Origin of the sequence: Nitrospira lenta, assembly GCF_900403705.1 — a bacterium.
Taxonomy (GTDB): domain Bacteria; phylum Nitrospirota; class Nitrospiria; order Nitrospirales; family Nitrospiraceae; genus Nitrospira_D; species Nitrospira_D lenta.
This window is the reverse complement of the sequence record NZ_OUNR01000018.1, coordinates 218,498-240,618: the sequence shown is the minus strand read 5'-3', so window position 1 is coordinate 240,618 and position 22,121 is coordinate 218,498. Positions and strand designations below refer to the sequence as shown.

The following is a 22,121-nucleotide window of genomic DNA, read 5'->3' as shown; positions in this document are numbered from 1 at the left end:
ATGCCATTTCCCACGTATCGGCTCAAGTGTTCTGTGAGCTGGCTCCAACCCATAGTGCGTAACCAGTGAGGTGTATGCCGTGAGACATAGCTCATCCCTTGTTGTCATCGAGCCAAACAAGAGTTGGTTTGACCTGAAGTTGAGGTCGTTTTGGGATTACCGTGAATTGCTTTATTTCTTGGCTTGGCGGGATCTTAAAGCGAGGTACTCGCAGACTGTCATGGGGTTGGCCTGGGCAGTGGTTCAACCATTGTTCATGATGCTGGTGTTTACGGTTGTATTCAGTAAAATTGCACAACTGCCATCCGATGGAATCCCTTACCCATTATTTGCGTATGCGGCATTGGTGCCGTGGACCTATTTCGCCAAGAGCCTCGATCGGAGTGGGTTTAGTGTTGTGGCGGAGTCAAATCTGATTACGAAAATATACTTTCCTCGGCTGATCATTCCTCTCTCAGCGACCTTGGGTGGCCTCCTTGATTTTGCGATCGCCTTCCTGCTGCTGGTTGCCATGATGTTATGGTTTGGAGTGCTGCCAACATGGAAGCTGGTAACGGTTCCGTTGTTCCTGGCGCTGACGGTCTTGGCGTCACTATCGGTGAGTTTATGGTTGTCAGCGTTTTTTGTGAAATATCGTGATGTTGCGGCGTTGATTCCGCTTTTAACCCAGGTCTGGATGTTCGGATCCCCTGTTGCATACTCAGCCAGCATGGTTCCTCAGGGATGGGTGGCGTTCTACAATCTCAATCCGATGGTCGGTGTGATCGGCGGATTTAGGTGGGCACTATTAGGAACCCCTGCACCGGATCCAATGTTTCTTGCGGTGAATGTCGTGACCATTTCAGTGTCGCTTCTTCTAGGGATGGCATATTTCAATCGAATGGCCAATACGTTCGCCGATGTGATTTAGCTACTCAAAATCAGGCCTCAAGGCTAGGATGTGACTAATAGTTAAGTCTCGGCATGTAGTGAGGATGAAGACATCATGGGCAATGTTGCGATCAGGGTAGAGCAGCTCTCTAAGAAGTATGAAATTCAGATCGGGAAAAGCCGGGGGGAGTCGGGTCTCGCTGAACGATTTACGCAAGGGGTTCAGCGGATGCTACGAATGAAGGGCGCCCCTACGGCTTCGTCATCGAGACGGGAAGAAGTGTGGCCGATCCGTGATGTGTCCTTTGAGGTGGAGGCTGGAGATGTCGTCGGGATTATCGGGCGAAACGGAGCGGGGAAAAGTACTCTTCTGAAGCTTCTATCACGAATCACTGAACCAACGAGCGGTCGTGCGCAAATGTTTGGAAGGGTCGGGACATTGCTTGAGGTCGGGACAGGGTTCCATCCTGAATTGACGGGGCGTGACAATATTTATCTGAGCGGTATTATTCTCGGGATGAAGAAGGCGGAGATTGACAGGAAGTTTGATGAAATTGTCGAGTTTTCTGGGATCGACAAGTATATTGATACCCCGGTAAAGCGCTATTCCAGCGGGATGTATGTTCGTCTCGCGTTTGCCGTCGGCGCGCATCTGGACCCCGAAATTTTAATTGTGGATGAAGTGCTGGCTGTCGGGGACTCGCAGTTCCAGCAGAAGTGTATGAACAAAATGCATGACATCGGGGAGAAGGGGAGGACGGTAATCTTCGTCTCTCACAACATGTCAGCCGTAGCGCGGTTATGCAACAAGGCCATTTTTCTCCAGGGGGGGCGCCTTGTGAAACAGGGGCCCACACATGAAATTGTAGGAGAGTACTTATACAATTCTGGTGCGCTCACCGGGTGTCGGGAGTGGCTTGATCCAGCGACCGCCCCTCAGGATGACATTGTGCGCATGTGCGCGGTAAGGGTTCGGACAGAAAAGGGCATTGTTACCGATACAGTCGATATCGGAGAAGCCGTCGGGGTCGAACTCGAATATGAAGTACTTCAACCGGGCCATGTCTTGGTGCCGAATTTTGGCTTTAAAAGCGACGAAGGGGAGAGCCTCTTTGTGTCCAACGATCGGGACCCAACCTGGTTGCGGCGTCCCCGTCCTGCGGGACGGTACTCAAGTACGGTATGGGTTCCTGGACACTTTTTTGGTGAAGGAACGGTAATCGTAGGGGGTGGGTTAGTACGAGAGGCCCCATTCCATGAGCATTGTGACTATCCGGAGGCGGTAGCCTTTCACGTGACCGAGAGCAATGAAGGAATCACGGCACGTGGAGACTATACCGGAGATATCCCTGGGAAAATTCGTCCTCTTCTCAAGTGGACTACCAATTGCAGTTCTGCTGGAGAGGCCCTCTAGGCTTCCGATCGTGCTGTCCTTAGCGAGATGCTTTCGACTTCGAGCGTGCCGCCGTGGTGGTTTGTAGCCTTGCGTGGAGTTCACTCCTGCCTATCAATGAGGTAAACGGCTCGTGAGATCACATGTGCCAAGTGAAGATTGGTTAGATGCTTCGAGAATATATGGAGATAGTACAGGGAATAGGCGTCTCCTGATCCCGTGATTGTTGCGAAGTGACGTGTCAATATTGCGGCGGTTCGCCACGAAGGAGGATGGTCATGAAGGCAGTGATATTGGCGGGCGGGTTAGGGACACGGCTGTCTGAAGAGACAACGATACGACCGAAGCCCATGGTAGAGATAGGTGGAAAACCAATCCTCTGGCACATCATGAAATTGTATGCGACGCATGGGATTAAAGAATTCATCATCACCCTTGGGTACAAAGGTGAAATGATCAAAGAGTATTTTCTGAACTTCTACGCGCACAACAACGATATTTCCGTGGATCTGAAAACCGGTGCCACGACGATTCATGATGGGAAAAAACACGAAGATTGGAAGGTGCACTTAGTGGATACAGGTCTACATACCCAAACCGGTGGTCGGCTAAGGCGGGTCAAGCAATGGTTAGGGAGCGATGAGACCTTCTGTTTTACCTATGGAGATGGTGTGGGCGATATAGATATTCAAAGCTTGGTCAAGTTTCATGGTACCCATGGAAAGTTGGCCACGCTGACCTCTGTTCGTACGCCAGCGCGATTTGGGCGGCTAGGCTTTGAGAGTCAGACGAGTGACCGGATTAGCGAGTTCATGGAAAAGCCGAGTGCCGGGGAAGGATGGGTCAATGGCGGGTTCTATGTCTTGAACAGGCGCGTGATCGACTATATCTCAGGCGATGACACCGTGTGGGAGCGAGGACCGATCGAGCGAATTACGCAAGAGAAACAGTTAATAGCCTATCGCCATGACCGGTTCTGGTCCTGCATGGACACCCTTCGTGAAAAGAATCAGCTCGAGGAACTCTGGCAATCCGGTAAGGCTCCTTGGAAAATATGGTAGTGGGCGTGGGGGTGTTTTCGGCATCTTCGCAGGCGCAAGGAGGCCGGTAATGAAGCGGGTTTGACTAGGGGGTTCGGCATTGCCTTGATCAATCTGTTGGGAACGTATGAAAACGAATCCGCGAAGCCTTGAACTGAGGGGAAAATCATGAAGATCCTTATCACGGGGAACATGGGGTATGTGGGGCCTCTGGTGCTGCGTCGCCTGAAGGAATCGTATCCAGGTGCTGAGGTCGTCGGGTATGACGCAGGATACTTTGCGCACTGCCTTACAGGTGTCGAACGGTTTCCAGAAAGCCGTGCCGATCTTCAGTATTTTGGCGATATCAGATCCGTATCGCCTGAGGTGCTTCGGGGAGTGGATGCAGTGGTGCATCTCTGTGCGATTTCCAATGACCCTATGGGTGCATTGTTTGAGGACATCACACTCGATATTAATTATCGAGCGAGTGTCGATCTTGCCAAAAAGGCAAAGCAGGCTGGCGTAAAAAAGTTTGTCTTTGCATCGAGTTGCAGCGTCTATGGCTTTGCTGAGGGTGGTCCTCGGCGAGAAGAGGATGCGGTCAACCCGCTCACGGCCTATGCCAAGTCAAAAGTATCTACGGAAAAGGATCTCGCCGCACTGGCATCGGACACATTTACGGCTACATGTCTTCGCTTCGCGACTGCCTGCGGGATGAGTGATCGTCTTCGGCTGGATCTCGTGCTGAACGATTTTGTGGCTGGGGCACTCGCCTCCAAGCGGATCAATATTTTGAGTGACGGCACTCCGTGGCGTCCCCTGATTCATGTCAAAGACATGGCACGGGCGATCGATTGGGCCGTGCAGCGAGACCACCGAGACGGGGGAGCGTGTTTGACCGTGAATGTGGGGAGTGACGCGTGGAATTATCAAGTGAAGGATCTTGCGGCTGCAGTGGCCAAACTCGTCCCGGGGGTGGAGGTGTCGATCAACAAGGATGCGCAGCCGGATAAGCGCTCCTACCGAGTCAATTTTGACAAGTTTACCAAGCTGGCACAAGGGTTCCTCCCTGCCGTGGACCTTCAAGGCGCTGTAGTTGATCTCCGGGATGGCCTGACGGCCATGCAGTTTCAGGATCACAACTTTCGCACGGGCGAATTCATGAGGCTCGTGACATTGAAGCGGTTGCGTGAGAGCGGTCATCTCTCAGACGCGCTTGTGTGGACAAATCGGTGAAATGATGAAAAGCGCGTTGCGCTGTGCGTGACGGGGTGTCTGTGACGGGAGTAGATCGAAGTAGTGCGGAAAAAGGGGGCATCTGATGGGGCAATCACAGTGTCGGTCATGCGGAACAACGTTGGCGCACACTTTTGTGGATCTTGGCATGTCTCCATTGGCCAATTCCTATATCAAGCCGGAACAACGCAGCCGCATGGAACCGTTTTACCCGCTGCATGTGTACGTGTGCTCCGCATGTTTGCTGGTGCAGTTGGAGCAGTTTTCATCGCCGCACGACATCTTTTCAGACTACGCCTATTTCTCCTCATTCTCTGATTCCTGGCTGGCTCATGCCAAGCGTTATGTCGATATGATTGCGGACCGTTTCCAGTTAGGACGGGACTCGAAAGTAGTCGAGATTGCCAGCAATGATGGATACCTGCTTCAAAACTTCGTGGCTCGGGGAGTGCCTGTTCTGGGAGTGGAGCCGGCGGCCAATGTGGCTGAAGTGGCGAAGCAGAAGGGCGTCAACACCACGGTGGCCTTCTTCGGAGAAAAGACGGCCCGTGGTCTTGTTACAGATGGGTGGGGGGCGGATCTGATAATTGGAAACAACGTGCTCGCGCATGTTCCGGACTTGAATGACTTTGTCAAAGGATTGAAAGTGCTCTTGAAGCCGACGGGGCTGATTACGATGGAATTTCCCCATTTGGTTCAGCTGATGGAGCAGAACCAGTTCGACACCATCTATCATGAGCATTTCTCCTACTTCTCCTTCCTCGCCGTAGAAAAGGTATTTGCCCGCCATGGGATGACATTGTTCGATGTAGAAGAACTCCCGACCCACGGGGGCTCGCTTCGAATCTATGCGCGCCATGCACAAGATTCGTCAAAGCCGATTGGAGCCCGTGCGCAAGACTTGAAAGCGCGGGAGGAGAAGGCCGGGTTTGGCCGGCTTGATCACTATCTTTCATTCGGACCGCAGGTCGAGGCGACGAAACGAAAGCTGTTGTCTTTTTTGATAGCCGCCAAGCAGGAAGGGAAGCGTGTCGTAGGCTACGGAGCTCCGGCAAAGGGGAATACGTTACTCAATTATTGTGGCGTCCGAACGGATTTCATCGACTATACGGTGGACCGGAGCCCGCACAAGCAGGGACATTTTCTCCCCGGAGTTCATATTCAGATTCATTCACCGGAGAAAGTCCGCGAGACTCGTCCGGACTATCTGCTCATCCTGCCGTGGAATCTTCGTGAAGAAGTGATGGAGCAGATGGCGTTCATCCGCGACTGGGGCGGGAAGTTTGTCGTGCCGATTCCAGAGGTCAAGGTTTACCCGTGATTTTCCGTGAGACCGCGCTGAAGGGCGCCTATGTGATTGAGCCGGAACGGAAAGAAGATGACCGCGGGTTTTTTGCGCGGACCTGGTGCCGGGACGAATTTGCGTCTCACGGACTCAGTACGACACTCGTGCAGTGCAATATCTCATACAACCATAAAAGAGGCACACTGCGAGGCATGCATTTCCAGAAGGCCCCGCATGCTGAGATAAAGCTGGTCCGTTGCACGGCGGGAGCAATATTTGACGTGATCGTCGATCTTCGCCCAAGCTCCTCTACCTATACGAAATATGTCAGCGTCGTGCTTTCAAGTGTGAATCGACACATGCTCTACATCCCAGAAGGCATGGCGCATGGTTTCCAAACATTGGAAGATAGCACAGAAGTGTTTTATCAAATGTCCCACCGGTACGAAGGCTTGAGTGCGGGGGGAGTTCGGTGGAATGATCCGCAATTCGGGATTGCATGGCCGCCGGATACTCGCATCATTGCCGAACGGGATCAGCAGTACCCTGATTTTATGCCTGAAAAGGAATTGTCGTGAATCCTCAAGGGGGCAAAAGCAGAACAGATTCAATGCCGGTCGGGAGCGAGATGCATCGATGGGCGACAGAGCTGTTTCCGATCTGTCGAAGCATCACGGGAAACGGTGTGCGGGAGACGCTGAAGCAGATCGGAAAGCGGATTTCTCTCACTGTTCATGAGGTCCCGAGCGGCACGCAGGTGTTTGATTGGAAGGTACCTTTGGAATGGAACATCCGGGATGCCTACATTAAGAATGCACGTGGAGAGCGAGTAGTCGACTTTCAGAAATCGAATTTGCACGTCGTCAGCTATAGTCAGCCGGTAAAGCAGCGGATGGCGCTCGCCGAGCTCAAGGAGCATCTGCACAGCCTTCCGGATCGCCCGGATTGGATTCCCTATCGCACCTCCTACTATAAGGAGAGTTGGGGCTTCTGTCTGAGTCATAACCAGTTGCTCTCGCTGACAGATCCCGAATATGACGTATGTATCGACGCATCGATGACCGAGGGAAATCTGACGTATGGAGAATGCTTTCTTCCTGGGGAGTCCCAGGACGAAGTGCTCATTTCAACGCATGTCTGCCATCCTTCGCTCGGTAACGACAATTTGTCGGGTATTGCGGTCGCTACGTTCTTGGCTGAATGGCTTCAGATGAGACCGCGCCGCTACTCCTATCGTTTCCTTTTTATTCCGGGGACGATCGGGTCCATTACCTGGTTGAGCCGGCATCAGCATGAGGCGTCGCGCATCAAGCACGGGTTGGTATTAACGGGAGTCGGCGATGCCGGCCCAATTACGTATAAGAAGAGCCGCCAGGGCGATGCCGAGATTGATCGGGTCATGGCCCATCTGCTGAAACATGGCGGGGCACCCTATTCGGTCTGCGATTTTATTCCCTACGGGTACGATGAGCGGCAGTATTGCTCTCCAGGATTCAATCTTGCCGTCGGTTGCTTGAGCCGGACTCCCCACAGTCAATATCCTGAGTATCATACGTCAGCGGACAATTTGGATTTTATGAAGCCTCAGGCTCTGGCAGAGTCCTTGTGGTATTGCCAGTCCACAGTGGACATCCTTGAGCAGAATCTGACCTATCTCAATCAGAATCCTCACTGTGAACCGCAGTTGGGAAAGCGAGGTCTCTATCGGGCGGTCGGCGGTCAGGCCGGAGAAAAGTCTATGGAGATGGCGTTGCTCTGGGTGCTGAACCTCTCGGATGGCCGATACTCCATGCTTGATATTGCCGAACGTTCGCAGCTTCCATTCGAAGTGATCGCCAGAGCTGCCTCTGCATTAAGCTCTCAGGCGTTGCTGGTGCCGCAGCCGTCGCAAGAATCCTAAACGGTCTGAACGGGGTGGGAGGCTTGTGAGAACTTTCATGGATGCCATCAGAGCTGTAAGCCCGCCAGCGGTTAAGGCGCCTCTTCGCGGAGTTCGCGATTCCTGTGCGACCATGTTGCAGGCGATGCAGATGCTGAATCGCAGCCGCGTCAGGCCTTCCTTACGTGTCTTGTCGTGCAAGTGGCAGTTTTGCAAGCGCTATGTTGCCAATGGATGTCGAGTAAAAAGGATTCTCACTCTCCCCCACAAGCCGGAACCGGATTCGGTGCTGTTCAAAATCTGCCATCGGCTTGGAGTTCGAATGGTCGATAGGGGAGGGATCAAGGCCGATTTGGCCATTCATTGGGAAGACCGCACGGTGCGGCAACGCGAGGCCACACTGGATCGAGTGAGCCTGACGCAGCCGGTCCTCAATAGCCGGTGTTTGGATATTTCAAAATGCAGGGTTGAGGTGGTTCATCAAGCCGTCTTCGGCTACGGTCTTGCCGTGAATCCACGGGAATTCACCGGACGATGCGTGAAAAAATCGAACGAGAATGCCCTGCATGATGGCACGATCATCCAGGGGCCCGTGGCGCAGGTCGATGAACTATGTGTTTATCAACGAGTCGTCAACAATTCACGGGATGGGAAGTTCGTGGAAGACATCCGTGTGCCGGTATTCGGCAAGACAATTCCATTTTGCTATCGAAAGATTCGGCCGATCGAGAGGCGATTCAGCAATCAAAACAACTTGGCGGAACTCTGTGAAGTGTCGGAAGTCCTTTCTGCGCAGGAGGTCGACCTAGTGCTTCGATTCTGTCATGAAATGGGGCTGGATTATGGGGAAGTGGATGTGTTGCGGGATGAGGATGACGGGAGGATCCACATTATCGATGTCAACAATACCCCCTTTGGCCCGCCGAATCATCTTGGTGAGAACGATGTGAGGCAAGCATTAAACAAGCTTTCTGCCGCCTTCCAGTCAGAGTTTCTCGTGATCGGACGAGCTCTCGTCGCGAGATCGAGGCTATGACGGGGGAACGGTTTGCAAATGTGGTACTTGGCGGCGGAAGCGTTCTCTCGATCACCAGTTTGGCCTATCTTATCCTGCGGCATGGCTGGGCCGCTCACTATTTGGCGATAGGGATTCTGGCCGTTGGCCTGGTTGCGGCACTCAAACTTCCGGTTCGGCATCGCATTAATATGGCCCTTGCCGTGCTCTCTCTGGTGTCAACCGGCTACTTTTCGGAAGCGGTTTGTGCCGTTCTGCAGCTGATGCCCCCTTCGAATCTGATTGCTCCGAATATGCCGATGGCATTTGGAGACAATGCAGAAGTGGTCAAAGAGCAGGCGAAAGTTGCGCAAGCGCATACCGTTCCGTTCGATACCAGGAGCAAGCTGAAAGCGATCATGGATCTGAGAGCTCAAGGTCTCGATGCATGGCCGGATATAGCGGCGGAAGCCCTGTTGGAGGGGTGGGAAGAAGGAAAAGCCGCCACGGCGGTTAAAATCAATGGCGTAGGGGTGATGCCGTTGAGTGGAATTGCAGGCAAGCCCACGGTCCTTTGCAATGAAAGCGGCCAGTTCATTATTTATGAAAGCGATGAATACGGATTCAACAATCCAAAGGGACTGTGGGGAAGCGGGCAGCTGAAGATTGGGGCAGTGGGTGATTCATTTACACATGGGAAATGTGTGCCATCTGACAAAAACTTTGTCTCGCTCATTCGGCAGCAGCAACCATCGACCCTAAACGTAGGACGGAGTGGGAACGGACCGCTGTGTGATCTTGCGGCGATCAAGGAGTACTTGTCTATTGTTCGGCCCAAAGTAGTGTTATGGGAGTATTTTGAGGGGAACGATTTGGCGGATTTGGAAGTAGAACTACGAAACCCCATTCTTAGACGATACCTTGAGGCGGAGTTTTCCCAGCATCTGCATTCGAGACAGCCCGCGATCGATCAGGCCCTCATGGAGTATGTGGAATCTGTGCGCCATTCCCGCGAACCGCTTGGACATCTCAGGCAGTATCTCGTACGACAGCACTCACTATCCGGTGTCCTCGACGATGTGGAAGGTTTCATCAAGCTCGCACATGCCCGGCAGCAGATATCCCAGGCCGTTCAGAGGTTGAAGCCGAAGGATGCGCGGGAGTTCCTTGTCCGAACCACGCAGGCTCGAGCGGATGATATCGAGCTGTTTCGTCGCATCCTGGAACAAGCGAAGGTAAGTGTAGAGGCATGGGGAGGCACTATGACATTTGTTTATCTGCCTCAATGGGAACGGTATGCGGATGTCCAGTATGCGAGCAAGGATAGGGATCGTATCATAGAGGTAGTGAAGCAACTGGGTATTTTCGTCGTTGACCTCCATCCGGCCTTCATCAAGCATGGGGATCCTGTCAGTCTCTTCCCGTTCCGTCGTTATGGACACTATACCGAAGAGGGCAATCGACTGGTTGCGGAAGAAATCCTAAAGGCGCTTGCCGGCGTAAATCATGAGGCGTGATCGGTTCAGATGACCGTAAGTTGAGGAGTGCGCCGTTACTTGATGGCATTGATTCGCGGGGGTTGCTGGAGTGCTGGTGCGTATAGGGGAGTAGTGAGTAAATGACGTTAGTAATGTCACCTGAAATCTTGTCCCAGGCAGGCCGGAGAACCGGAGGAAACTCATGAACAACACCGTGTATTTTGACCTCACGTGCGACGACGAATACCGACGACAGTTGTTGTTTGAGGGGCAACTGTTGGTGTATTCGCCCAGGAAGAGTACGCTGGCCTTCGTGGGTTTTGCCAGGCAGCTCATTCAGGAGGCGTTTGCGCCGCTGGACCCAGAAACGGCGCAGTATCATCTGTCCGTTGAGCAATACGCCGACATTCTGTTGAAGCTGAAACCGGGATTTATCCATCACCCGGAATCCAAGCGCTTGATCCGCGCTATGTTCGAGGACTTGGGGTGCGATTTGGACAAGACATATTTCGACGTACCGAAAATGCGCAGTTCGACGAGCGACAACTATCTGACGACCGGGATCGCGTATGCCTGGCATCCCCACCGCGACACCTGGTATTCGGCGCCTCCCTGTCAGATCAATTGGTGGTTGCCGATCTATGACATTCAGGCGGACAACGCGATGGCGTTTCACCCCCAGTACTGGAATCGCCCCGTTAAAAATAGTTCCAAAGGCTACAACTATTATCTGTGGAACCAACAGAATCGGGGGGCGCATGTCGCCAAATTTTTAAAAGAGGATCCCAGGCCGTTGCCGAAGCCGACGGAGCCCTTGGAACTGGATTCCCAGATCCGACTCATCGTTCCAGCCGGCGGGATTGTCTTTTTCTCCGGAGCGCAGATGCACTCCAGTGTGCCGAATACGTCGGGGAAGACCAGGTTCAGTATTGATTTTAGGGTGGTGCATCTGGACGATGTGAAGGGAAGAAAAGGGGCCCCGACTGTGGATGAGGAATGTACTGGAACGACCATGCGCGACTATCTGCGCGGAACGGACTTTTCCCATATTCCCGATGAACTCGTGGCTCTCTATGACGATGGAACGGGCGAGGCCGGGGAGCTTTTGTACAAGCCGAAAGATCTTGATCCAACTTCGCGGTAATGGCGAAGCGAAACGAACGACATAACCATGACGTTTTGGAATAACCAGAGGGTATTAGTGACCGGCGGAAGCGGGTTTCTTGGAAGCCATCTCTGCCGCCGTTTGAAGGAACAGGGCGCGCAGGTGCATGCCACCTCGCGGGCGCCGAAGCCAGAGCCAGATAGCGGGATTCGCTGGTGGCGAACGGATTTGGGTGACATGAACGCTTTTCGAGACCTGTTGGACTCCGTGAAGCCGGAAGTCATCTATCATTTGGCCGGAGCTGTTGGCGCCAGCCCGGCCCGAGAGTTAGTACTGCCGACATTTCATAGCCTTCTCGAAAGCACGGTCAATCTGCTGACGGCGATCACGGAAACGGGGTGTCGCCGGCTGGTCTTGACCGGGTCGTTGACCGAGCCGAGAACGGGCGGGCGCGAGGCTACGCCGGTTTCCCCTTATGCTGCGGCGAAATGGGCGGCGAGCGGGTACGGCAGAATGTTTCATGCGCTCTATCAGACGCCGGTGGTGATTCTAAAGCCATTCATGACCTATGGGCCGGCCCAGGATACCCGCAAGCTCATTCCTTCCATCATTCTGTCTCTGCTGGAAGGGAAGGCACCTCAATTATCCAGTGGGCAGTGGCAAGCAGACTGGATTTTTGTCGACGACGTGATCGACGGATTTTTGGCGGCCGCGGAGCGTCCGGGGATCGAAGGCCAGACACTTGATCTGGGATCCGGGTCGTTGGTGTCGGTGCGGGCATTGGTCGAGCAGTTGGTTACCATCATGCGCCCTTCGGCGCAGCCGATGTTCGGCGCACTGCCGGACCGGCCTATGGAGCCGGTGTGTGTGGCTGATGTGATTCGATCGGAATCGCAATTGGGATGGTGCGCGTCGACGCCCCTTGAGCGTGGCTTGCACCAGACGGTCGAATGGTACCGGAGCACGCTGAATGCACCAAACGGAAGCGGAGGAAGAGGATGAGACGCCTCAAGACTTCGTTCAAGGACTTGGTCTCACGACTCACTCGCTCCGGCAACCATCTTTTGTTCGAGGCCGAACACTTCGAGCATCTCTGGTCGATCGGGATCTATACGGGGACTTCTCCACTTGCACTCGCGCCGGTACCAGGGCTCACCCAGCCGGTGCTCACGCGTGACGATGTGACGGATGTGTGCGCCTTGATGGTGGCTGATCCGTTTATGATCAATGCCGGCGGCATGTGGTACATGTTTTTTGAATTGTACAACCGGGCTAGCCACGGAGAAATTGGTTATGCGACCAGCTTGGACGGACTGACGTGGACCTATCAGCGCGTTGTACTGGCCGAGCCGTTCCATCTGTCTTATCCCTACGTGTTTGAATGGGCGGGGGAGTATTACATGATTCCGGAGTCGCATCTGACAGGAGAGGTGCGGCTGTATCGAGCTCGCCGATTTCCGGACCAGTGGGAGCAGGCGGGAGTATTGCTCAAAGGCCATGCCTATTCCGATAGTTCGATCATCCGTCACGAGGGCCGGTGGTGGATGTGGACGGAATCCAGTCAGGGACGCTTTGACACACTGCGGCTTTATATGGCGGAAGAGCTGTTGGGACCCTGGGAGGCGCATCCGAGAAATCCGATCATTGAATTGAATGCGCAGAGAGCCCGACCGGCCGGACGGGTGATACAGGTGGGAGCTAGGTTGATCCGGTTTTCGCAGAACTGCTATCCGACGTATGGTGTGGATGTGCGGGCCTTCGAAATTACAGAGTTGAGTCCCACGGCCTACCAGTCGGAGGCAACGTCAGACGGCCCGGTCCTCGGGCCGAGCGGAAGCGGGTGGAACAAATGTGGCATGCATCACATTGATGCGCATCTCCAGGAGGACGGGCAGTGGTTGGCCTGTGTCGACGGATGGACGGCTGTCCCCAGTTTACTTGAGAATTTGAAACCAATGAGATGATCTCATGCGCGACGGAAAGGATATCTAGATGAAACAGCTGACGTGTTTGGCCGACTGGACCCTTGCATGCCTTGGAACCGGCATGCTGCTGTTGCTAGTTTACCTTGTCGCCACTCATGGGATGGCGACAAGGTATGTCGTTCTGGCGGGGGTTGCATTGGGGTTGTTTGCCGCGCGCTGGCTGCCTCCTATCGTAAAGCTCAATCTTGTGCTCGTTGTCGTCTCGACCGTCGTGGCTCTCTACGTTGGGGAGATCGCGCTCTCGCTAGTGGCGTCGGCCCGCGCAGACTTTGCCGCAACCCAGTGGCTCACGTTTCCCAGCGATGATACGCTAGAATCGACGCAAGAGAGGCTGGCGGCGAATGCGAAAGAGAAGCCGACGTTTGATCGTCGGAATAAAATGCAGGTTATTCAGGATTTCGAACGACAGGGCATTGCCGCCTATCCAGCCGTGTTCCCACACGCCACGCTGAGACCTGTTTCGCTCGATACGAAGCATTTACAAGCGTTGTCCGTCAAGGGAATCGAAACTCTGCCACTTGGAGGCATTTCCAATGTGCACACGGTTTTCTGCAATGAGAGTGGGGAGTATGTCACGTATCAGAGCGACGAACATGGGTTTCACAACCCGCCGGGCATCTGGAACCTGCCGCAATTTGACATCCTGGCGATAGGAGATTCCTTCACCCATGGTGCCTGTGTTCCATCGAGCGAGAATTATGTGGGCGTAATCCGTGAGCAGCTTTCTGGGACCGTCACGCTCGGAATGGACTCAAACGGTCCCATCACCATGTTGGCCTCCTTGAAGGAGTATGGGCCGCAACGCCGACCCAAGGTGGTCCTGTGGTTCTACTACGAAGGCAATGATTTGCAGGATATGGAGCATGAGCAGCTGAGTCCTTTGTTGATGCAATACGTCAACCGTCCTTTCTCTCAGGGGTTGTTCGATCGGCAGCCAGAGCTCGACCGAATTCTGCGGGAGTATGTCAGCGTGGCTCGGCAAACGCGCGGCGAACGGGCGGGATGGGAAGATATGCTCAAGCTACATCATCTTCAGAAAGCCGTGGCGGCTTGGTACGCTGGGCAGACCCGCGAGGATGCGGAGCGTGTCCGGTTGACCTATTGGTCTCACGAGGTGAGTCCGGAGAGCATGAAGCTCTTTCGAGACATTTTAACCGAGGCGGACTCTATGGTGCATGGATGGGGCGGGCAACTGTATTTCGTGTATTTGCCGCAGTGGGAGCGTTACGCCAAGCCCGAGTTTGCCAACAAGAATCGCGAGTCTGTCCTCCGATTGATCAATGATTTGAAGCTGCCGTTCATCGATCTCCATCCGGCTTTTTCCCAGCATCCGGATCCCGTCGGGCTATTCCCATTCCGGCAGTCCAATCATTACAACACCGCCGGCCATCGGCTGGTTGGCGAGCAGGTGCTTCGAGTGGTGCGAGGGACTCCTCTCCCTCTCCGCACTCAGTAACGGTATTGCGGCCGTCAATCAGGTTGTGTCCCGCATCCGAGGGATTTAACTGATTCATGCGCGATTCAACTCAACATACCCGCGTCATCGTAGGCGTCATCCCCGCGGCTGGCCAAGGGGCCAGGATTGCGCCCTTGCCCTGCAGTAAAGAGGTCTATCCGATCGGGTATCAGCCGGCAGAGTCCGGGAACGGGGTACGGCCGAAAGCGGTCTCCCAGTATTTGCTTGAAAAGATGTGCCGGGCGGGGATTCGGACAGCCTACGTCATTCTGCGTGACGGGAAGTGGGACATTCCCCGATACTTTGGCGACGGAACGTCGGTGGGGATGCATCTCGGCTATTTGATGATGGGGCGACCATTCGGGACCCCGTACACACTCGATCAAGCCTTTCCGTTTGTCGGGGAGGCGATTGTCGCGTTCGGGTTCCCCGATATTCTCTTCGAAGGTGAGGAGGCGTTTAGCCGTCTTTTGGAATGCCAGGCTGCCACTGGGACAGATGTGGTCTTGGGCCTGTTTCGAGTCGATCGTCCAGAGACGATGGATATGGTGGAGTGCGATGTTGATGGAGCGGTCCGGTCGATCCACATCAAGCCTGCGGTGACGTCACTCGAATATGGCTGGATCCTGGCGGTATGGAGGCCGTCATTTACGGAATTTCTCCACGAGTATCTAGCTCTGTCGGGACGCTCTGACCAGACGGCTGGGCCGGATGCCGTTGCGGATGCGCCCGAGTTGTCGGTCGGACACGTGTTTCAAGCCGCACTCAGGCATGGGTTGCGATTTCACTCCGTCTGTTTTGCCGATCAGGCGTATGTGGATATCGGGACGCCCTTGGGATTGCAGCAAGCCTTGCAGGATCCACGATTCACAGGAATGGCGACCGGAAGCCGATGAGGTGATGGGGAAGGCGGGGCGCGGTCGCGCATCGAAAACGTTGTCTGGTCGGGTAAACCCTGTGGCGATGCCGACGTAATATTGTCAGGAGAAAGATGTGATGCTGACTCGGGTATTCACACGAATGGCCCATGGGCTTCAGAATTTCAGGCAGCGGGATAGCTATGCCCGGATCGCTGGGGAGCATAAGTGGTCGATCGGCATGCTCGCCGGGCCGTCCCCATTGCAGCTTGGGCCGGCAGGGTTTGCCAACCCCGTGTTGGAGGCTCAGGATGTCATGGATTGCCGTGCGGCGTATTTGGCTGATCCCTTCATGCTCAAGGCCGCCGGGCAATGGCATATGCTATTCGAAGTTCTCAACCTGGATTCCACCAAGGGCGAGATCGGATGGGCGACGAGTGAGGATGCGAAAACCTGGACCTATCGTCAGATTGTGCTGGCCGAATCTTTTCACCTGTCTTATCCCTATCTGTTCGAATGGAACCACGAATTCTACATGATCCCGGAGAGCACCGGGGCAGGAACGCTTCGACTGTATAAAGCCTTTGAGTTTCCTCTCCGGTGGTCGCTGGTCGGGATTCTCTTACGTGGATATTTTGCCGATCCCTCAATCGTTCATCACAATGGGAAGTGGTGGCTTTTCGCGGAAACTGCCAGCGGCGGGCAATGCGACACGCTCCGTCTCTACTGGGCCGACGATCTGTTGGGTCCCTGGCAGGAGCATCCGCGCAGTCCGCTCATCGCAGGCGATTCGCATATCGCGCGGCCTGCCGGACGAATCGTGCCGGTTGACGGTTGCCTGATGCGCTTCGCTCAGGATTGTTATCCCGAATACGGCACGGCGGTGCGGGCGTTTGCCATTTCGGAGCTCACTCCCACGGGTTATGCCGAATCCGCATGCTGCCAGGGCGCTCTCCTTGCCGGCAGCGGGGTAGGTTGGAATCGGTTGGGGATGCATCATATTGATGCGCACTGTATTGGAGATCAGCAGTGGATCGCCTGTGTCGACGGGTTTCGCCGAATTGCCGGGGCGCCCCAGGAGGTTGGAGCATGAGACCCGTTCATGCGAGAGCGAGCTGGATCCAGGCACTGAAATCATCCAAGCCCTATGTCCTTGCAAGCGTCATGAAGAGCGCCCTGGCGCGGAGCCGACAGGATTTGGGACAGGAGATGGTCGACCGCGTGGTTGTATCGCTCGAACCGGACGGCCCTTCCAAGGGCACAGTTTTGCTGTCGCATGTCGTTCGAGCGTTCTTGTTGGACCCGGGACAGCCGATTCCGATGGAGCACCACAACTATTGGGTGGCGCTTCAGATGGCCAAGACATTCTTGGACCTCGGGTACGGTGTCGACGTGATCAATTTCAATAACTCGAACTTTTGGCCTCGGAAACCGTATGCACTGTTTGTCGATACGCGGTGGAACTTCGAACGACTGGCCACAGTGATGAATCCGGATTGTATTAAGGTATTGCATATCGATACAGCCCATCCCCTGTTCCACAATGCGGCGGAGGCTCGTCGCCTGCTGGAGCTCCAGCAACGCCGGGGCGTGACCCTGAAGCCCTGGAGGTTCATGATGCCGCATCTTGGAATCGAGCATGCCGACTATGCAACGATGAATGGCAATCAATTTAGTATTGATACCTTCGCCTATGCAAAAAAGCGGATATTTCCGGTCCCTGTAGCGGCTCCTGTGCTATATCCATGGCCAGGCGGGAAAGATTGGGAAGGCTGCCGCAACCACTTTCTGTGGCTCAACAGCGGGGGGCTTGTACACAAGGGGCTCGACCTGATCTTGGAAGCGTTTGCGGATATGCCGGAATGCCATCTGACTATTTGCGGGCCTGTGAAGGGCGAAAAGGATTTCGAGCGTGTGTATCACAAGGAGCTGTACGAGACAGCTAACATCCATACGGTCGGCTGGATCAAGGTCGATAGCGCTCGGTTTGTGGAGTTGGCTGACCGCTGTGCCGGGATTCTTTCCGCCTCCTGTTCAGAATCGAGGAGCGGATCGGTGATCGGTGGCATGCATGCAGGGTTGATTCCGATCGTCAGCTATGAAAGCGGGGTCGACGTTGATGATTTCGGCGTCGAGTTATCACGTTCTTCGGTAGACGACATTAAGAGTGCGGTACGAAGGGTTGCCGGTCTTTCTGGAAGTGAACTGCAAGGGATGGCCCGACGTGCCTGGGAGTCGGCGCGGGCCCACCATACACGAGATCGGTGGACCCATGTCTACCGCAATGCGATTGAGACTATTCTTGACCTGCATCGGGAGCAAGGGCGGATCGGAGAATCTTCAAGGTTGCCGAGGACATTTCCGGTCCAATAAGCCATGGGGGCTCCGGCCGTCGGGAGTGCGTTTCTTCGACCCCGTACGGTGGTTACGATGTCCCGATTCAACTGATGCGTTCGAGGTTGCGTCACTCCAGTAAGGGGGTGAGCGTGTGTGAGGTAAAATCCGGATGAAACAATATGAATTGATTAAGCGTCTTCTCCTTCAGATCCAAGAGGACTGGATCGCGAATAACCGGGACTGGACCGAACCGGGTTTCCGCGCGCTGACGGTTCATCGGGTTGGGTTCTGGGCCTGGGAGCGTAGCGAAGGCGTGTTCCGGTCGAGCTTGTTGTTCTTGTACAGGATCGTGTGGCGATATATCCGGAATCATTATGGAATTGAAATCCCTCACACGACTGTCATCGGCAGGCGGTTTCGAATTGCGCATCAGAGCGGGATCGTCATCCATCCCATGACCGAGATCGGGGACGACTGTATCATCCGCCAGAATGTGACAATCGGCGCGGTGACCTGGGAGCGTTTCAAAGACGGCCCCAAGCTGGGGCATCGCGTCGACGTCGGTGCCGGTGCGGTTATCCTAGGCAAGGTCACGATCGGCGAGGGCGCCAAAATCGGTCCCAATACCGTCATTATGACGAATGTTCCTGCCGGTGCGACGGTGTTTGTGGAAGCGCCTAGGATGATTCAGATGAAACGGCCGTAGTGGCGGGGAAAGCCTCTGCGAACATTCACCAGTGAGAAGGACGCGGTTACGCGAGGAGGATGATGGCTGAATATCCACATGCCCGGATGGGCGACGGAACGGCATGTATTGTCCGCGCTGATGAGTTGCGGAAGTCGGGCAAGGTCGAGGAGGCGATAGCGCTTTATTTGGATGCGCTGTCAGAACCTCCGCAGGCGGCGCTATGTTTGAAGCTCGCACGGAGTTATGAAGAACTGGGGAATATCTCTGAAGCCTGCCGCTGGGCTTTAATGGTGGTGGATGCTGAGGATGATTTCACGTCATGGCAGGCGGCTGCCAGGCTGGTTCACCGATATGCGAAGACCCCCGGCCAGAAGCTCCGTTCTGCCAAGGTCGCAATTCTGGGAAGTTATACGACGGCTCAATTGGGGCAGATGTTGACGCTGGCCGCAGGCCGGCGTGGGATACATCTAGAGGTTCTCGAGAGTCAGTATGGCCAGTATGAACAGGATATTATCGATCCGAACAGTCGACTCTATGCGTTCGATCCTGATTTCATCGTGCTGGCGGTACATGAGGGAGATCTTCGGCTTCCGGAATTTAGTGCCGCACCGCAGGCGTTGGTTCGCGCGGAGGTCGCGCGTTGGACCTCGCTCTGGCGAGTTGTGAGGGAACGTTCTAGAGCGCGGGTCGTGCAGCACAATTTTGCGCTCCCTTGTGAAGTGCCGACGGGTCATCTTGCGGTACGTCTTCCGGGGTCTCGCTACATGATGGCGCAGGCTGTGAACATACGGCTGGGCGAAGAAGCGGGCAACACGGTGTCAATCGTCGACTGCGAGCGCCTCTCTTCATTTGTGGGAAAGTCACGATGGTTCGATCCCCGCTACTGGCATCTGGCCAAACAAGCCGTCGCGCTTCAAGTGGTCCCGCTGCTTGCTCGCCATACGGCTGCAGTCATTGGAGCCGATCTGGGGTTGAGCCGGAAGTGCCTCGTCCTTGATCTGGATAATACCCTCTGGGGCGGAGTGATTGCGGAGGATGGCCTTGCCGGCATCAAATTGGGGAACGGTGTCGATGGTGAGGCGTTCGTCGCATTTCAGGAGTACATTCTCAAGTTGAAGAACAAGGGTGTAATTCTAGCGGTCTGTTCGAAAAACAATCATGCCGACGCGATGCAGCCATTCGAAAAACATCCCGAGATGCGTTTGAAACGTGATGATTTTGCGGTGTTTGTTGCCAACTGGGAACCAAAGCCCCAGAATATCCGCATGATTGCCCGGGAGCTTGGTATAGGTGTGGATGCGCTGGTATTCGTGGATGATAACCCGGTTGAACGTGCAGCCATGAGGCAGTTCGCTCCTGAAGTCGAAGTGATCCCGCTTTCCGAAGATCCTTCCTACTATGTCAGGGCATTGTCGCAGTGTCTCTCGTTTGAAACTAGTTCGTATACGCAGGAAGATATTGCGCGAGCTGAACAATACCAGGCACGGGCGCAAATTCGGGAACTCGAATCGACGACCGGATCAATTGAGGAGTTCTATCAGAGCCTGCACATGCAAGCGATTGTGGCTCCGTTCGATGCGTTTCATCTTCCTCGGATCGCGCAGCTGATTGGTAAGACAAATCAGTTCAATCTCACCACGAAGCGCCATGGGATGCCGCAGTTGGAGAGCTTCATCCGTGATCCGAAGTGTGTTCATTTGTACCTGCGACTGCGTGATCGGTTCGTCGATCATGGATTGGTGGCCTTGATCATTGCCCTACAAGAGGGAGAGGTGCTTGATATCGATACCTGGCTGATGAGCTGTCGGGTGATCGGACGGACTGTCGAGGCGACACTGATGGAACATCTCTGCCGGCGGGCTATGGAGGCAGGGTGCACGTCGCTTAGGGGAACGTATGTTCAGACCGAGAAGAATGCCATGGCCGAAGATGCCTACGCGAAGCTGGGGTTTGACTTGGCAAGCAAGAGTGACGGACGCGTTAGGTGGACATATGACATGCGGGTTAACGGCCCTATCGTCAACAAGTTCATCAAGACTGTCGATGGGTGGGAGGCGACGAATGGAGCTGCATGAGCGGTTAGAAGCATTGTTTCGAGAAGTCTTTGATGATGAGCGGTTGGTTCTTACCGATGAGACTACCGCTCGTGATATTTCGAAGTGGGACTCCCTGGCGCACATCAATCTGATGTTCAGCCTTGAGCAAGCCTTCGGGGTGCGATTTAAGGGCAATGAGCTCGCAGACATGAAGAATATTGGGGAGCTCAAGGCGTTTCTCCAGGCACAGCAGCTCCGATGAGGGAAAAGCTTTGTGTGGCAGAGGGGGTGCGTCGGTAGTCTGCATGAGAGGAGGCGAACCGGTGACAGGGAATGGTGGCAGTTCATGCGGTTTTGCCGGCTGAGCAGAGTAACGGATGGTTTATGGGTGGGAAGTCGATATATCGTGATGGGAGTCGTGTCATGATGCCGCTGGTGACAGTCGGTATTCCGGTATATAAGCGGCTCAATTTTTTGCCGCTCTCTCTGGCGTCTGTTGAGGCGCAGGACTATCCACACATTGAGTGTCTCATTTCCGACAACGGCCTCAATGGTACGCAGGTTGAGGACATCGCCACACGACATTACGCCAAGCTGTTCCGTGTCAGAAAGAATTGTGTCACGGTGGGGCAGAGCGAACACTACAATCAGATTGCGAAGGATGCCTCGGGGAAGTATTTTCTTCTTCTGAACGACGATGACGAGATCAGTCCTAGCCTGGTGTCCGAATTAGTTAGTCTTCTCGAACGGTATCCTGCCGCGGCTGTGGCCATTCCGAAGGAAGAAACCATGGATTTGTCTGGACGCACAATGCGAGGCTCTGCAGATATCGTTCCGGAGCTGATGTCGGGGGAGGAGTTTGTGCGAGCGTGGTGTCGCGGCATTTATCGGTACGAAACTTTTACCACAATTCTGACGCGGAGAGAGGCCGTCGTGGCTTGCGGGGGCTATCCGTCGTTTCCGACTGGAAACGGAATCGATGACGCTTTGTTGGCCAAGTTGTGCCTTGGGAATCAGGTCGCCCTCACAGCGAAATGTGTTTTCCGGAAGCGTACGGATGAAGGGAGCCTAGGATTTTCCTGCGACTACCGCGCGCTCACGAAGGCGGCGAGAGGGTTTCTTTCATTTCTTCGCGTCGATCCAACGATTCAGCGTTATGCCATCGCGTATCCGACTCGGTGGCAGGAAGTCAACGACCTCCTGGTCAAAATGATCTGGAAAACCTGCTTTGAGCGATGGAATGGAATGTATAGGGCGAGGCTTTCGGTTATCGGATGGGTACGCGCCGCGTTTACGATGCCCTACATTCCAGACTATTACGCAGCCGTGGGCGGGACTTTGGTGGACGCATTCAAAGCCGCCGTGTTTGATGCGGGGAAGAAGTTGTTCCCCTGGGCCCATCGCTTCTGCTCACGGAACCGCAACGCGCCATAATCGCCTGCCAGGGTTCCGTCGAATTGCCGCACGGTAGTGTGCCTGCAAACGGGCTCGGGGTCGGCG

At 54.6% G+C, this 22,121-nt stretch carries 20 protein-coding genes; all 20 read left to right on the top strand.

Annotation, left to right across the window (positions count from 1 at the left end):
* Window positions 1-79: 79 nt before the first annotated feature.
* The 20 genes from NITLEN_RS14665 (at window position 80) to NITLEN_RS14570 (ending at window position 22,055) form a co-directional block, all read left to right on the top strand.
* Window positions 80-910, top strand: a complete 831-nt coding sequence (locus NITLEN_RS14665) for an ABC transporter permease (protein ID WP_245924508.1) — start codon at window positions 80-82, stop codon at window positions 908-910.
* A 75-nt stretch (window positions 911-985) separates the two neighbouring features.
* Window positions 986-2,284 carry an ABC transporter ATP-binding protein gene (locus NITLEN_RS14660; RefSeq protein WP_121990376.1) on the top strand — a complete coding sequence of 433 codons (1,299 nt, stop codon included), beginning with the start codon at window positions 986-988 and terminating at the stop codon, window positions 2,282-2,284.
* Between the two features lie 257 nt (window positions 2,285-2,541).
* Window positions 2,542-3,324, top strand: coding sequence for a glucose-1-phosphate cytidylyltransferase (gene rfbF, locus NITLEN_RS14655; RefSeq protein ID WP_121990375.1), 783 nt, complete (start codon window positions 2,542-2,544; stop codon window positions 3,322-3,324).
* 147 nt (window positions 3,325-3,471) lie between these two features.
* Entirely contained in the window at window positions 3,472-4,521 is a 1,050-nt protein-coding gene (locus NITLEN_RS14650; protein WP_121990374.1) for an NAD-dependent epimerase/dehydratase family protein, read from the top strand.
* A gap of 85 nt (window positions 4,522-4,606) precedes the next feature.
* A complete protein-coding gene (locus tag NITLEN_RS14645; RefSeq protein ID WP_121990373.1) occupies window positions 4,607-5,842 on the top strand; it encodes a class I SAM-dependent methyltransferase in 1,236 nt (411 codons plus the stop codon).
* Window positions 5,839-6,384 carry a dTDP-4-dehydrorhamnose 3,5-epimerase gene (rfbC, locus tag NITLEN_RS14640; RefSeq protein WP_121990372.1) on the top strand — a complete coding sequence of 182 codons (546 nt, stop codon included), beginning with the start codon at window positions 5,839-5,841 and terminating at the stop codon, window positions 6,382-6,384. Before NITLEN_RS14645 ends, rfbC begins: the two co-directional genes overlap by 4 nt.
* Before the next feature lie 50 nt (window positions 6,385-6,434).
* Window positions 6,435-7,706, top strand: coding sequence for a DUF4910 domain-containing protein (locus tag NITLEN_RS14635; RefSeq protein ID WP_121990398.1), 1,272 nt, complete (start codon window positions 6,435-6,437; stop codon window positions 7,704-7,706).
* A 301-nt stretch (window positions 7,707-8,007) separates the two neighbouring features.
* Complete coding sequence (locus NITLEN_RS14630; RefSeq protein WP_146216210.1) at window positions 8,008-8,721, top strand: ATP-grasp domain-containing protein; 714 nt, start codon at window positions 8,008-8,010, stop codon at window positions 8,719-8,721.
* Window positions 8,718-10,196 carry an SGNH/GDSL hydrolase family protein gene (locus NITLEN_RS14625; RefSeq protein ID WP_121990370.1) on the top strand — a complete coding sequence of 493 codons (1,479 nt, stop codon included), beginning with the start codon at window positions 8,718-8,720 and terminating at the stop codon, window positions 10,194-10,196. The genes NITLEN_RS14630 and NITLEN_RS14625 overlap by 4 nt, the downstream gene beginning before the upstream one ends.
* A gap of 163 nt (window positions 10,197-10,359) precedes the next feature.
* The gene (locus NITLEN_RS14620) at window positions 10,360-11,301 is read left to right on the top strand and encodes a phytanoyl-CoA dioxygenase family protein (RefSeq protein ID WP_121990369.1); all 942 of its coding nucleotides are present in this window, start codon (window positions 10,360-10,362) and stop codon (window positions 11,299-11,301) included.
* Between the two features lie 27 nt (window positions 11,302-11,328).
* Complete coding sequence (locus tag NITLEN_RS14615) at window positions 11,329-12,264, top strand: NAD-dependent epimerase/dehydratase family protein (RefSeq protein ID WP_121990368.1); 936 nt, start codon at window positions 11,329-11,331, stop codon at window positions 12,262-12,264.
* Window positions 12,261-13,226, top strand: a complete 966-nt coding sequence (locus NITLEN_RS14610) for a glucosamine inositolphosphorylceramide transferase family protein (RefSeq protein WP_121990367.1) — start codon at window positions 12,261-12,263, stop codon at window positions 13,224-13,226. The genes NITLEN_RS14615 and NITLEN_RS14610 overlap by 4 nt, the downstream gene beginning before the upstream one ends.
* Before the next feature lie 28 nt (window positions 13,227-13,254).
* Window positions 13,255-14,703 (top strand): SGNH/GDSL hydrolase family protein, encoded by a 1,449-nt coding sequence (locus NITLEN_RS14605; RefSeq protein WP_121990366.1) that lies wholly within the window; start codon window positions 13,255-13,257, stop codon window positions 14,701-14,703.
* Window positions 14,704-14,759: 56 nt separating this feature from the next.
* The gene (locus NITLEN_RS14600) at window positions 14,760-15,599 is read left to right on the top strand and encodes a nucleotidyltransferase family protein (RefSeq protein WP_121990365.1); all 840 of its coding nucleotides are present in this window, start codon (window positions 14,760-14,762) and stop codon (window positions 15,597-15,599) included.
* A gap of 100 nt (window positions 15,600-15,699) precedes the next feature.
* A complete protein-coding gene (locus tag NITLEN_RS14595; RefSeq protein ID WP_146216209.1) occupies window positions 15,700-16,653 on the top strand; it encodes a glucosamine inositolphosphorylceramide transferase family protein in 954 nt (317 codons plus the stop codon).
* Window positions 16,650-17,933: a glycosyltransferase family protein gene (locus tag NITLEN_RS14590; protein ID WP_219999466.1), complete on the top strand. Its 1,284-nt coding sequence runs from the start codon at window positions 16,650-16,652 to the stop codon at window positions 17,931-17,933. Before NITLEN_RS14595 ends, NITLEN_RS14590 begins: the two co-directional genes overlap by 4 nt.
* A 133-nt stretch (window positions 17,934-18,066) precedes the next feature.
* Entirely contained in the window at window positions 18,067-18,603 is a 537-nt protein-coding gene (locus tag NITLEN_RS14585) for a serine O-acetyltransferase (RefSeq protein WP_121990363.1), read from the top strand.
* Window positions 18,604-18,665: 62 nt separating this feature from the next.
* The gene (locus NITLEN_RS14580; protein ID WP_121990362.1) at window positions 18,666-20,660 is read left to right on the top strand and encodes an HAD-IIIC family phosphatase; all 1,995 of its coding nucleotides are present in this window, start codon (window positions 18,666-18,668) and stop codon (window positions 20,658-20,660) included.
* Window positions 20,647-20,883 carry an acyl carrier protein gene (locus tag NITLEN_RS14575; RefSeq protein ID WP_121990361.1) on the top strand — a complete coding sequence of 79 codons (237 nt, stop codon included), beginning with the start codon at window positions 20,647-20,649 and terminating at the stop codon, window positions 20,881-20,883. The genes NITLEN_RS14580 and NITLEN_RS14575 overlap by 14 nt, the downstream gene beginning before the upstream one ends.
* A gap of 71 nt (window positions 20,884-20,954) precedes the next feature.
* A complete protein-coding gene (locus NITLEN_RS14570) occupies window positions 20,955-22,055 on the top strand; it encodes a glycosyltransferase family 2 protein (protein WP_121990360.1) in 1,101 nt (366 codons plus the stop codon).
* Window positions 22,056-22,121 lie beyond the last annotated feature (66 nt).

What these genes read in the sequence shown, in the direction of transcription:
- NITLEN_RS14580 (WP_121990362.1), top strand. Translation starts at nt 18,666, where the DNA reads ATGGCTGAATATCCACATGCCCGGATGGGCGACGGAACGGCATGTATT.
- NITLEN_RS14595 (WP_146216209.1), top strand. Translation starts at nt 15,700, where the DNA reads ATGCTGACTCGGGTATTCACACGAATGGCCCATGGGCTTCAGAATTTC.
- NITLEN_RS14660 (WP_121990376.1), top strand. Translation starts at nt 986, where the DNA reads ATGGGCAATGTTGCGATCAGGGTAGAGCAGCTCTCTAAGAAGTATGAA.
- NITLEN_RS14575 (WP_121990361.1), top strand. Translation starts at nt 20,647, where the DNA reads ATGGAGCTGCATGAGCGGTTAGAAGCATTGTTTCGAGAAGTCTTTGAT.
- NITLEN_RS14650 (WP_121990374.1), top strand. Translation starts at nt 3,472, where the DNA reads ATGAAGATCCTTATCACGGGGAACATGGGGTATGTGGGGCCTCTGGTG.
- NITLEN_RS14590 (WP_219999466.1), top strand. Translation starts at nt 16,650, where the DNA reads ATGAGACCCGTTCATGCGAGAGCGAGCTGGATCCAGGCACTGAAATCA.
- NITLEN_RS14610 (WP_121990367.1), top strand. Translation starts at nt 12,261, where the DNA reads ATGAGACGCCTCAAGACTTCGTTCAAGGACTTGGTCTCACGACTCACT.
- NITLEN_RS14635 (WP_121990398.1), top strand. Translation starts at nt 6,435, where the DNA reads ATGCATCGATGGGCGACAGAGCTGTTTCCGATCTGTCGAAGCATCACG.
- NITLEN_RS14605 (WP_121990366.1), top strand. Translation starts at nt 13,255, where the DNA reads ATGAAACAGCTGACGTGTTTGGCCGACTGGACCCTTGCATGCCTTGGA.
- NITLEN_RS14585 (WP_121990363.1), top strand. Translation starts at nt 18,067, where the DNA reads ATGAAACAATATGAATTGATTAAGCGTCTTCTCCTTCAGATCCAAGAG.
- NITLEN_RS14600 (WP_121990365.1), top strand. Translation starts at nt 14,760, where the DNA reads ATGCGCGATTCAACTCAACATACCCGCGTCATCGTAGGCGTCATCCCC.
- NITLEN_RS14645 (WP_121990373.1), top strand. Translation starts at nt 4,607, where the DNA reads ATGGGGCAATCACAGTGTCGGTCATGCGGAACAACGTTGGCGCACACT.
- NITLEN_RS14630 (WP_146216210.1), top strand. Translation starts at nt 8,008, where the DNA reads ATGGTCGATAGGGGAGGGATCAAGGCCGATTTGGCCATTCATTGGGAA.
- NITLEN_RS14625 (WP_121990370.1), top strand. Translation starts at nt 8,718, where the DNA reads ATGACGGGGGAACGGTTTGCAAATGTGGTACTTGGCGGCGGAAGCGTT.
- NITLEN_RS14620 (WP_121990369.1), top strand. Translation starts at nt 10,360, where the DNA reads ATGAACAACACCGTGTATTTTGACCTCACGTGCGACGACGAATACCGA.
- rfbF (WP_121990375.1), top strand. Translation starts at nt 2,542, where the DNA reads ATGAAGGCAGTGATATTGGCGGGCGGGTTAGGGACACGGCTGTCTGAA.
- NITLEN_RS14615 (WP_121990368.1), top strand. Translation starts at nt 11,329, where the DNA reads ATGACGTTTTGGAATAACCAGAGGGTATTAGTGACCGGCGGAAGCGGG.
- NITLEN_RS14570 (WP_121990360.1), top strand. Translation starts at nt 20,955, where the DNA reads ATGGTGGCAGTTCATGCGGTTTTGCCGGCTGAGCAGAGTAACGGATGG.